The organism is Acinetobacter lwoffii, assembly GCF_049367455.1.
Taxonomy (GTDB): domain Bacteria; phylum Pseudomonadota; class Gammaproteobacteria; order Pseudomonadales; family Moraxellaceae; genus Acinetobacter; species Acinetobacter lwoffii_W.
Genome location: NZ_JBMPXW010000001.1, coordinates 1,554,875 through 1,566,960, shown reverse-complemented (window position 1 = coordinate 1,566,960; position 12,086 = coordinate 1,554,875). Strand labels below are relative to the sequence as shown.

The window sequence follows — 12,086 nt, the reverse complement described above, 5'->3', positions numbered from 1 at the left end:
ATTTTTCAGCACGTCATATCTTAATTTAAAGAAGTTGTTATTAAGACTTATGTTCTATGATACTTCCCACTTCCAAGAAAGAAAATGTAGGGATAATATTATTACTTGCAACTTTCACCCCAATACTTAAGTGTACAAAGTGTTCAACCACCACATCATGATCCAATAATGTACCCATATTTAAAATAGTACCATCTTGGATAATCGTATTCGTTCCGATAACACACCCAGCCATAATACTTACGCCCTGTCCTATTTTCGCACTCGGAGCAATAACGGTTTGTGGATGTATAATATTCGTGAGAGGTATAGATAAATCAAGCAGTAATTGTTGCCATTTTTGTCGTATTTGGTTATTTCCAACGGCAACGATGGCCTCAAAATTTTGTTGCTTGATTAAAGATAAGTTTTGAATATTTGAAACAATAGGATAACAACCTGCCCATTGCTGCTCAGGCCATCGATCATCAACAAAAGAAATACTCTCCCAATTACCTAAAAGTTTAGCAACTTCAGCAATTGTTTGGCCAAAACCGCCTGCTCCTAAAATAAGCAATTTTTTTTCAGGCATCAGGATTTCCTGCTTTCAATTTGATGGCCAAGAATACTAATGGTAAATAAGCAATCAATATCGCGAATTCAGGATACGCCCATTGTTGGATGGTCGTGATATAGGCGATTGGAAAGAGCCACAATAAATTAATAGCTGCTACCGCCAAAGTCACTGGCGTATGGCTGCCCCATTTACGCGATAAAATTTGATAGCTGTGGCTGCGATGCGCATCATACATTTTATAGCCACTGAGCACGCGTTTAATCAGGGTATAAGTCGCATCGACCACAAATACACCTAGACAAATAATCCATGCACAAAACAGCGCCAAGTTTTCTTTGAGGGCAATTAATGCCAAAATCCCTAATGTTAGCCCTAAAAACCCACTACAGGCATCGCCCATAAAAATTTTGGCTTTGGGAAAGTTCCATAATAGGAAGCCAAATATGCAGGCAGCTAATAACCAAAGTAGATCTGAATTCAGCGATGTATTTAGCAGATAGTACAAAATTGCCATACTGGCTGTAGTCGTGATGGCTTCAACACTGGCAATACCATTAATGCCATCCATAAAATTATACAGATTGAGTAACCACACCAAAAATAATACCGCAATGATATTGGCTACAAAGCCGAGTTGCAGACCATTAAATATAGTGACTTCGGCAAAACCACCTAAACTGATCACCGCACCTATAGCCACTAGAAAATGGATGGCTAGACGCAACATGGAGTTGATATGCCCATGATCATCTAAGAAACCAAGCAGTGCGATGACAAAGCCTGCCCCCATAAGGGTTAAACCTATATGGACTGTCAGTTGTTGGCTATAGATCAGTACAGCCAACGCCAATAAATAGCTACACACCACAGCTACACCACCACCGCGTGGGGTAGGTACACTGTGGGAGCTTCGCTCATTGGGGTTGTCTATAATATTTTTCTTTAGGGCGTAATGCCGCATGTAGCCTGTAAATAGTAATGTCAGTATAAAAAATACAATGCTCTGTGCAAGAATTGACATACGTGAATTACTCTTTCATTTTTAAATAGTTTTGACCTGCTTGTCGCATGGCTTGCTGGGTACTTAACGGAGCTGTCCAGCCCAACAAATTTTGAGCCTTGGAAGCATCTACTTCAAGTGATTCAAACAGTTGTTCATAAAGTTTCGATTTACCTACACATGCAGCCCCTAGTTTCATAAGAGGCTGTGGAATATAAATAAAATATGGGGTTTTTCCCATACCCTGTTTTAAGTATTGAACCAATTCTCGGGTGGAAATACTGTTCTGATCTGCCACTAAAAATGTCTGGTTGGCAGCATTGGGATGTTCAATACAAACCTGAATAAAATCGACCAAGTTCTCAAGTGCGACAAAACTGCGTTTGTTTTGTGTACGTGCAAAAGGTAAAGGTAAATTGGTTGAAACTAGTTTGAGCAGTCGAGCAAAGTTACCTGGTGCATGTGCTGCATAAACCAAGGGAGGACGAATAATTACTAATTCTGTGTCTGATCCAGCAAATAGCTTTTTAAGTTCTTGTTCCGCTTCTAGTTTAGAAACCGCGTAATCTGCATGGGGTTGTGGCAGAGCATCTTCTGTAAAGGGCTGCTGTTTTGTAACAGAACCATTCACACCTATAGAGCTCATAAAAATAAAGCGTTTTACTTTTTTTTCTAAAGCCTGACGAGCCAGTTGTAATGTCCCTTCTACATTGACCTTACGGAATTCAGTTAGTGGATCTACGCTTTGATCATTTAAAATATGGGCACGACCTGCTAAATGAATAACAACATCTACATTACTTTTCCAATCACATTCAAATATATTTTCACTTACAATTTGATGAATACAATTATCAAAAACAGAAATTTTTGCTCTTGTTAAAACAGTAATATAATGTTTTTTAGATTGGTTTAATTGATGCAACAATGTTTTACCAACAAAGCCTGAAGTACCCGTTAATAGAATATTCATGAATAAATAAACCCTTTTACCTACCTCAATTAAACAATGTATTTTCTAATTTTTTAGCTAATGAACCGTAATCATGCCATTCCTCAACATATTTACGCCCATTCAAGCCCATTTGATGACGTTCTTCTTCACTTAAAGAGGCTATATGACGAATTGCTTGTACCAACCCAGTAGAGTTTTCTGGTTTTATTTCATATCCTGCATTTGCATCAATCACTGGGTGATATGCTCCCGAATCAATTGCATAAATTATCGGTTTTGCTGCATAAAAATAATCAAACAGTTTATTTGGAGATACACCATATTTGAATAAAGGATCATCTTTTAAACCGATATAACAAATATTAAAAAGACCAAGCATGCTTTGTATCTGAGTTTTAGGAATAGGATCCAAAATCAGAACATTGTCCAATTTTTCATCTAAAACTCGTTGTTGTAAAACAGATTTATATTCTCCTTTACCTACAATCACAAAAATATAGTTAGGATCATTTTGTAAGGAATGTGCAGCATCCAGCAAATTTTGCAGACAGTTAGCTATTCCTATACTCCCTGTATAACCGATTATAAACTTATCTTTGGGAATTTTAGCCTGTAACTGAATATCAAGTGACTGACTTTGGGATACTTCACTATTAGAAATACCATTTGGAATCCAATGAAATTTTTGTGGATCAAGCCCTCTTGATACCATATGTTCTACAGAATTTTTTAAATTGGAAATAACCTTATCTGACTTTCTATAAGCCCTATCCTCAACCCACTGTAAAAAGCGTACAAAAGGGTGTGATGGTGCAACACCGCCTATTTCCACTAAACTTAATGGCCAAATATCACGTACTTCAAAAAATAAAGGTACTTTATTCTTAAGTGCCAATCTTTCAGCACCCAAATAACCTACTAGACTTAAAGATGAATATAAAATCACGTCGGGTTTATGCGGAATAATTTTATTAAGGCCAGTGATTTTATAAGCAAATTCGAACCAGTTTAAGACTCGACGCTTACTCGTTGATTTATCATAAGCAGGAACTTTGAGCCAAACAAATTTAAAATTTTCATTAAATGTATCAACGCGATAGCCCCCATCAAATGAAACAGGGTTACTTTGACTATGTGCATAAGAAGCTGCAACAACATAAACACGATAACCTAACTTTGATAATTCTTCAGCCAGATAATAATGTCTACCAATGAATCCTGTGTCTGGAGTTGATGCGTACTGATTAATCATCCAAATTGTTTTTTGTTGGCTCATAAGAATTTAAATACCCGCTAATACATTGGCAATATTTTGAGAGGCTTGTCCACCACCATACAGATTGAAAGGATCTTCAATGGTTTTGCTTAACATCGCTTGAGTGCACTCAATAATTTTTTGAGTATCAGCACCCGCAAGTACATTTACACCATTTTCAATTAATTCAACCCATTCAGTTTGGTCACGCATGGTAATACATGGCTTTTTAAAGAAGAACGCTTCTTTTTGCACACCACCGCTATCGGAAACTACAGCATTACAATGCTTTAATAACCAGATCATTTCTAAATAGCCCACAGGTTCCAATACCAACATGTTTAGTTGCAAACCTAAAGATTTCACCACTTTTTGTGTACGTGGATGCAGAGGGAGGACGACAGGTAATATATTCTGATGAATATAATTTAAAGCATCTACAATAGCTTTTAAACGCACAGGGTCATCTGTATTTTCAGCACGATGTAATGTTGCAACAATAAAATTAGATTCAGGTACATTTGTAAGAGCTTCGCCCTTTTCTGCTCGCTCGGCAAAAAACATTGATGAATCTTGCATCACATCACCAACATTTAAAACTTGAACAGGTTTAGATTCAAATCCTTCATTTTTTAAGTTTTTAACTGCTGTTTCTGTTGGACAAAATAAAATATCACTCACCTGATCTGTTAAAATACGATTAATTTCTTCAGGCATACGCATATTAAAACTACGTAAACCCGCTTCAATATGTGCAACAGGAATATGTAATTTAGATGCTGCTAGTGCACCTGCTAGTGTTGAATTCGTATCACCATATACCATCAAACGGTCAGGTTTTGACTCAAGACAAATTTTTTCAATCGCTTCTAGCATACGACCAGTCATAGAACCGTGGCTACCGCTATTAATATCTAGCTGATAATGTGGTTTTGGAATACGCAGTTGGTCAAAGAAAATATTCGACATATTAGAATCAAAATGTTGCCCTGTATGAATAATTTCCTCAGTAAGTCCTTCTGCTCTTTCGATTGCAGCCGATACTACACTGGCTTTAATAAATTGTGGGCGCGCGCCAATCACAGTTAATATTTTCATTACTTTACCTTTAATAACTTAATAATTTCAGAAGGTTACAATAACACAATATTCAAACATTACTAAAGTTCCTCATAATACCTTCTAATTTAGAATCACCTGTTGTTAAAAGTAAATAATGCGCTGCTGAGCATAGAACTTTAAAGATTTTACATTATAAACTCATCCATCATATTGGATATTTCATATATTAAATCTAAAAATTACTTTAATGAAACGCTTTTCTTTAAATTTCACTAAATAAATGGTCTGCTTTGTCTTTCATAATATACATGAGAGGTAAAGAAACCAAATCATTTACGACAATTACAGGGTGTTCTAAATTATTTTTTTTTCGATATGCATAAACCTGAAATAATACTGTTGAATAATTACTACAAATAATGCTTGTGATTTTAATTGCTTCATTAAAGTCTAAATTTAAAATTTCACTTTCGTCAAAAATCATTCTTAATTCATTACTTAAATATCTTGGATGGGGTTTTACAAAAAAAGGACAATCATACTTTTTTGATAAAATAATTAATTTATCCTTAATGATTCTTAAATCATTAATTTTTTCGATACCTTGCAAATAAAAAACTATGTTATTATTTGTATTATTATTTTCAATATTTAAGTCTAAAGCATCACAAGTTGATATAAAAAAATTAGCTTTTACATTCATTTTTTTTAACAAATTAATATAATAACTATCCCAAACATAAAAATTATCATAAGTTGAGAAACAATCTCTCTGACATAAGACCTTTTCACCATGCATACAGTTTGATACGATTTTCCCATATGAGTTTAAATATAAAGTTAATACAGAGGATGCAAAAGAGTACTCATTTGAAACTAAGACTTCAGCTTCGCTGCGCTTGGCTATACCACTATAACTCAATACGACTAAAACGCATTTAACCCAAAAATAAAAGTGGAAAAAATGCCTGAAAATTAATTTATAAAGAAATACAATATCTTTTAAATTTACCTCAAAGTTAAAAAACTTTCTAATATATACAATTCTTTTACCTTTAAATGTTTCTGGTAAAATATTCTTATTAGGTAAAACTGCTATAATATCTCCTTGATTAATACTTCCCCTCCTAACCTTGAAAATTATCAATAAAGGTAAAAATATTAAAAATATAGATAAAGTTAGCAACAAATAATTTAAAATATGTATATTCTTTATCTGACTTTTATATTGTAAGAATGATCTATCGATGTAGTTTATGCTTTCTATAGCTTTTAAGTTATTAAAAACTTTTCCATCAAAGTTCATCATAAAATCTCTATTAACAAAGATTTTACTTATATGGTATAAAAATAATCTAAACAAAACAAGCACCCCTAAAACTTAGTTTTAAGCAAAATCATCAGCATAATATAAGTCATTAACAAATAAATAAAAACTGGCAAACTAAATAATGTAAAAATTGATGATGAGTTCAACCAAACCAATAAAACACTTAATATGTAAATTAAATACATTGATGACTTTATAATATTACCTTTGTTAATATTTGTTATTAGTTTTAAAATAACAAAAGAAAATACTCCTCCACATGCAACTGCATAAATCCAATAATTTTTTCCAAAAATGTAAATTGCCTCCCCAAAATTAGTTACAGTAATGTTAGAAGTGCCCGATAAAGCTGTTTCCCATGATGGGTATACTAAATATGTCATCTTTCTTGACAAATTTGTATCAAGGATTTCAATTGAATTAAATTCTATACCAAATATAAAATGATTAATCTTATTACCAAATATACTATAAGTTAGCCTCATCACTTCTGAAAAACTAGCACCATTTGGGTAATAGTTCCAAACTCCAATGGTGCCAAAAGCTGACATAATCGTCATTCTATGTATAAGAAAATTAAATGATTCCAGATATGAATCATAATTCATCACAAATTTAGTAGTAATTGTTAACACCAATAAAACCATCGGTGCAACAAGCAATAATGTTTTTACAATATTTTTGTGATAAAGTGCAACAACTAAAACTGGGATAAAGCAAAATACTAGAACAAACTTATATCCAGTAAATATGGCACTTAAAGCTCCTATGAGATATATATAATAATTTAAAAAAAATATTTTTCTATTTCTATAAACAATCACACTGTTAATGAAAAATAAAACAGGAATAGCATATATCATAATCCACTTTGAAACAAAACCTAATAACCCTTGTTCAATTCTAATTTCACCTCTATGTATACCCCTTATTAGATAATCATAACCAGAAAAATAAAACATCGCCAGACACAAAAAAGTAATAAAAACAGCTATTCTTTTTACTGTTCTTTTATCTTTAGATTCAGCAATAAAACCGATTTTATTATTTTTTTTACTAATATAAAAAAATAATATTATTCCATAAACTATAGAAGAATATATTAAGTTACTAAAAAACAGCCCCCATGTTACATCTCCTGCTACTATCTGGTCGCCTGTAATTAATAAAGTCAACTCGCCTAAAATAGGAAGAAATAGATATGCTCCTATAACCAATAGTAAAATTTGCATTTCAGTACTCTTACATATCCATTCTTTAGTCTTTACTAACTATAGTTCTTAATTATCTAAACTTTAAACAGTAGAATCTTTTATAATAGCTTCTGCAATTAAAAAATCTAATTTACTGTCAATATCAACCGAAGATTGATGACTCATTTCAAAGCCAAAAACTTTAGCGTTATAGAATATCTTATTAGCACTCAATAACTTTTGAGTCTGATATATATATATAGATCCGTTTAGTCTATAGTATTTAGGTAGATCTTGACTGCGCTTTCCAACCAATTCTGGTCGTATAAAATTTTTCATAGAAAAATTCTCTGGCAAACTATTGGCCCATAATGGGCTGTGTTCACACTCAGATATCGAAACAACACCATCTGCATCATTAGTTTTAAAAAACTCTAATGCCTTATCTATATCAAAAGTTGTTCTTAGCGGAGAAGTAGGTTGCAACAAAACTATCAGATGATTTTGGTCCTCAATACCTAACTGTTCTATAGCATGCTTTATAACATCAAAACTAGAAGCTGTATCATTAGATAAATGCTCTGGTCGTATAAATGGTACTTCTGCTCCATACTGTTCAGAAATCTGTTTAATTTCTTCATCCTCAGTGGATACAATCACTCGATCTATGTATTTAGAAGCTTTAGCTACTTCTACACTCCAAGCAATTAGAGGTTTACTATTGAGTAGTTTCACATTTTTACGAGGTAACCTCTTGCTTCCTCCACGAGCTGGAATCAATGCAGTTACATAGAATTTATCTAACATTAATATTTACCAAAATCTAAATTTACAATATCTCGTTGCGCACGGTTATAGTCTTCCATCTGACCGATATCGAGCCAATATTCATGTAATGGGTAGCTTAAAACTTTATTTTTCTTTTCCATTTGCTGTTCTAAGATAGTTGGCATACCAATAAACTGTGCATTAACTTGTGCCAACAATTTGGGCGAAATGACATAAATTCCTGTATTAATATCAAAGAAATAACTTGGTTTTTCAGTCATACTTTGTATTACATTATCTTCGGAGTTAACTACGCCATAAGGAATTTGATATTGGAACTCTCGCACGCACATCGTAGCAATAGCTTCGCGCTTTTCATGAAAATCCAATAATTTTTCAAAATTCATATTTGTGAGTACATCACCATTAATCACAATGAATGGCAATTTAATATCTGATGCTGGCAATAAACTCAATGCACCGCCAGTTCCAAGCGGATCAGTTTCATGTACATATTGAATCTGTACGTCAAACTTCTCGCCATTACCAAAATGCTCATTAATCACTTCTGGTAAATAGTGGGTAGAAATATAAAATTTGTAAAAACCTTGATTTTTAAAGCTTGAAATAATGGTTTCTAGTAAAGGCTTACCCCCAACAGGTAACATCGGTTTCGGGCATGTATCTGTAAGTGGGCGCAAACGCGTACCAAAACCTCCAGCCATAATAAAAACTGGATTTTCTTTGCGCTTTTTACGAATCAAATCATCAAGCGTAATAATATTAACGAGTTGATTATTTTTAATTATAGGTAATGCCAGATAGCTTTTTTCACGCATGATCTCAAAAATCTGACGATTATCTAAGCTACCTTCCTCAATGCTATATGGGTTGGTATGCATAATTGTATCAACAGGTGCATGTAAATCTTGCCCTTTTAAAAGACCTCTACGGATATCACCATCTGTAATACTACCGATTAACTGATTGTTATCATCTACAACCAAAACAATTCTTAAAGCATATAAATCAAGTAGCTCTAATGCTTTCAAAACCGTATCATTTTTATGCAAAACTATTTTATTAACATCTCTAATCACGTTTTAGCTCCTTAGCAGGAGCTCCAACTACAACAACTCCCTCTGCTACAGGTTTAACTACAACTGAACCAGCACCTACAACAGATTTAGTACCAATGAGCATACGATTACTCTCATCTTTGCCTTGTAAAATTGTTGCGCCTGTACCAACATAACTCTTACATGCTAAATGTACATTACCTGAAATATTCGCTCCGGGCATAATTGACACAAAATCTTCTAAAACAGAATCATGCCCAACAGTTACATTCAAATTTAAAACAATAAAATTGCCAAATTCACAGCAGGTTGTCACCCTCACACCAGCAGCAATAATTAAGCCCTTTGAATTCGCAAACTCTTCTTTCATACCATAACCATAAGTTACGCTTGAATGAATCAAATTTGGATATTGCAAGTCAGGATATGTTTTAAAGATTTTTTCTCGAATCACGCCACTACCAACTGCTATTGCAAACTTATATCCTGTTTTACATAGCTCAGGGATTGATGATTCATTTTGAATTGGAAACCCTAATATATTATTCTCTGATAACACATCATTTGTTAGAAAAACAAACTCTTCATAGCCCTGATCATATGCAATATCAAGGACCTCTTTAGAGAACCCGCTAGTTCCGAAAATCGCTAACTTGATCATATTATTTCTCAATTAACTCATTAACTTTATAGTTTTTCGTTGCAGCAGTTCCAAGCAACTCCCAAAGCTGTTCTGGCAATAACTGTACTTTTCCTGCTCTTTTAGCCACGATATTTTGTTCTGTAAATATTTCACCTTGCTTAATATCTTTACGCGCAACTAATGATCTTCTAACTAGTGAGAAATTATCCTTTTCCTGCTCTTGCATAAATTTAATACCATCACCAAGGCCTAACTTTATCTTACGTAAAGTCGAAACGTATCTTTTAAAATCATCAATTTCCATAGATGCCGCATGATCTGGGCCGTCCATTTTTTTATCTAATGTAATATGCTTTTCAAAAATTGTTGCACCCAATGCTACTGCTGCAATAGCAGTATATTCATTCAATGTATGATCTGAATATCCTACATTTAAGCCAAAAGCATTTTCTATCGTTGAAATAGCTAGTAAGTTACTACCTTCTAATGTTGCAGGGTACTGTGTTACACAATGTAAAATTACAATCTTATTTTTTAGAGCTTGTCGATTAGCTTGTTTAGCATAAGACAACCTTAACTTTTCAACCGTTGGTAATTCCGTCTTGCCATACTCAATAACATAAGTAAATACTGATAATGCTTTTTCAATATCACCTAAACTCGCTGTTCCTGTTGAAAGCACTACAGGTTTTCCTGTTAATGCAACTTTATAAAGAAATGGTAAATTAGAAATATCTGCTGAAGACACTTTCAAAAAAGGAACATCTAAATCATTTGAAAGAAAATCTAAGCTATCGTTATCAAACGGAGTAGAAATAAAAGTGATTCCATTATTCTCAGAAAAATCTCTTAATGTCTTAGTATCTTCAAAGCTTAACTCTAACTTTTTAACCATTTCTAATTGGCTAGAGTCTTTACCCGTATTCGTTTTTTGATATGCAGCCATATCTGCTTGATCAGACAAAACCTCTTCAGCCTTAAAGGTTTGAAATTTAACAGCATCTGCTCCACTTTCTTTAGCTTTTAAAATAAGCTCTTTTGCCAACTCGACAGAACCGTTATGATTTACACCAATTTCTGCAATAACATAAATTTCGTCTTGATTAAAGATCATAAAATGGCGCCTTCTTTTTAAAATCCGTCGTTTTAATAAGTTCAATTATTTTCTGAGAAGTGTTGCCAAGCCCTAAAGGTGGAACAACTTGACTCAATTCATCATCTGGGGAATTAATTGCTTTTTGCAATGCTTCTAAAATTTCATTTTTGTCTAATTTAACATCAAGGATAGATTCACAACGCAAACGTCCTTTTTGACGATCACCAATATTTACTGTTGGAACCTGTAACGCTGGAGCTTCTGACAAGCCACTTGATGAGTTACCCACCATAGCTAAAGCATTTTTCAAAACACTTAAATAATTTTGAATACCAAAACTCTTTACAAGTAATACACGATCTGGCAACTGTGCTTTTAAATCAAGCATTGCTTTCACAATGTTAGTATTACCATTATCGGCATTTGGATAACTAAAAACAAAATTGACATCTTTTATGTGCTTAAGTGCATCAAATAAAGGCGCAACATTTTCTTCTAGTAAATTAGTTTCAGGATGATAAGTAATGAGAAAATATGGTTTTGAAAAATCAAAATCATATAATTCGCTCAATTCTGCAATATTTTTAAATGTTGTACGTTGGATATGATCCAAGCCTAGTGCACCAACGTTGAATACTTTTTCTGGTTGCTCGCCTAACTGAATAATTCGTTTCTTATATTCTTCTGCCGCAGCAAAATGAATATTGGACATTTTGGTGATTGCATGACGAATTGATTCGTCATATGCCCCTTCAGTAATTTCACCGCCATGCAAATGTGCAACAGGTACATGCATGATTAAAGCCGCTTGAGTCACTGCCAAAGCTTCGAAACGATCCCCCAAAACAACCAATAAATCAGGTTGCATACGTTTCAATGCATCTGCAAATCCAAGTAAGCCAACACCCATTGATTTCACAACAGCAGACGATGTATCGGATGACAGCAGCATTTCTACCGATTCAGTAATTTCAAAACCATCTTGTACAATAGTTTTCCAAGTTTCACCGTGCTCAGGTGAATAATGCATAGCTGTAGCTAGAATTTGTAACTCTAGCTCTGGATCTTGCTGAATATCTTGCATTAACCAATACAGCAAACCATATTCAGCTCGAGTTCCTGTAAAAACGGCTATTTTTTTCATTCTCA

General features: G+C 33.6%; 12 protein-coding genes. All 12 read right to left on the bottom strand.

Annotation, left to right across the window (positions count from 1 at the left end; genetic code table 11):
- Positions 1–40: 40 nt before the first annotated feature.
- Positions 41–571 (bottom strand): acetyltransferase, encoded by a 531-nt coding sequence (locus ACO1B7_RS07465; RefSeq protein WP_423089983.1) that lies wholly within the window; start codon positions 569–571, stop codon positions 41–43.
- Positions 564–1,577, bottom strand: a complete 1,014-nt coding sequence (locus ACO1B7_RS07460; RefSeq protein WP_423089982.1) for an MraY family glycosyltransferase — start codon at positions 1,575–1,577, stop codon at positions 564–566. Before ACO1B7_RS07460 ends, ACO1B7_RS07465 begins: the two co-directional genes overlap by 8 nt.
- 7 nt (positions 1,578–1,584) lie before the next feature.
- Complete coding sequence (locus tag ACO1B7_RS07455) at positions 1,585–2,529, bottom strand: NAD-dependent epimerase/dehydratase family protein (protein WP_423089981.1); 945 nt, start codon at positions 2,527–2,529, stop codon at positions 1,585–1,587.
- Between the two features lie 25 nt (positions 2,530–2,554).
- On the bottom strand, positions 2,555–3,787 hold the full coding sequence (locus tag ACO1B7_RS07450) for a glycosyltransferase family 4 protein (protein WP_423089980.1): 1,233 nt from the start codon (positions 3,785–3,787) through the stop codon (positions 2,555–2,557).
- A 6-nt stretch (positions 3,788–3,793) separates the two neighbouring features.
- Positions 3,794–4,864: a non-hydrolyzing UDP-N-acetylglucosamine 2-epimerase gene (wecB, locus tag ACO1B7_RS07445; RefSeq protein ID WP_423089979.1), complete on the bottom strand. Its 1,071-nt coding sequence runs from the start codon at positions 4,862–4,864 to the stop codon at positions 3,794–3,796.
- 226 nt (positions 4,865–5,090) lie between these two features.
- Complete coding sequence (locus ACO1B7_RS07440) at positions 5,091–6,137, bottom strand: hypothetical protein (protein WP_423089978.1); 1,047 nt, start codon at positions 6,135–6,137, stop codon at positions 5,091–5,093.
- A gap of 65 nt (positions 6,138–6,202) precedes the next feature.
- Positions 6,203–7,390 (bottom strand): hypothetical protein, encoded by a 1,188-nt coding sequence (locus tag ACO1B7_RS07435; protein ID WP_423089977.1) that lies wholly within the window; start codon positions 7,388–7,390, stop codon positions 6,203–6,205.
- A 63-nt stretch (positions 7,391–7,453) separates the two neighbouring features.
- Positions 7,454–8,158: an acylneuraminate cytidylyltransferase family protein gene (locus ACO1B7_RS07430; protein WP_423089976.1), complete on the bottom strand. Its 705-nt coding sequence runs from the start codon at positions 8,156–8,158 to the stop codon at positions 7,454–7,456.
- Positions 8,158–9,219: a nucleotidyltransferase family protein gene (locus tag ACO1B7_RS07425; RefSeq protein WP_423089975.1), complete on the bottom strand. Its 1,062-nt coding sequence runs from the start codon at positions 9,217–9,219 to the stop codon at positions 8,158–8,160. The genes ACO1B7_RS07430 and ACO1B7_RS07425 overlap by 1 nt, the downstream gene beginning before the upstream one ends.
- Complete coding sequence (locus tag ACO1B7_RS07420) at positions 9,212–9,859, bottom strand: PglD-related sugar-binding protein (RefSeq protein ID WP_423089974.1); 648 nt, start codon at positions 9,857–9,859, stop codon at positions 9,212–9,214. Before ACO1B7_RS07420 ends, ACO1B7_RS07425 begins: the two co-directional genes overlap by 8 nt.
- 1 nt (position 9,860) lies before the next feature.
- Complete coding sequence (gene neuB / locus ACO1B7_RS07415; RefSeq protein WP_423089973.1) at positions 9,861–10,955, bottom strand: N-acetylneuraminate synthase; 1,095 nt, start codon at positions 10,953–10,955, stop codon at positions 9,861–9,863.
- Positions 10,945–12,081, bottom strand: a complete 1,137-nt coding sequence (gene neuC, locus ACO1B7_RS07410) for a UDP-N-acetylglucosamine 2-epimerase (RefSeq protein WP_423089972.1) — start codon at positions 12,079–12,081, stop codon at positions 10,945–10,947. The genes neuB and neuC overlap by 11 nt, the downstream gene beginning before the upstream one ends.
- Positions 12,082–12,086: the final 5 nt, after the last annotated feature.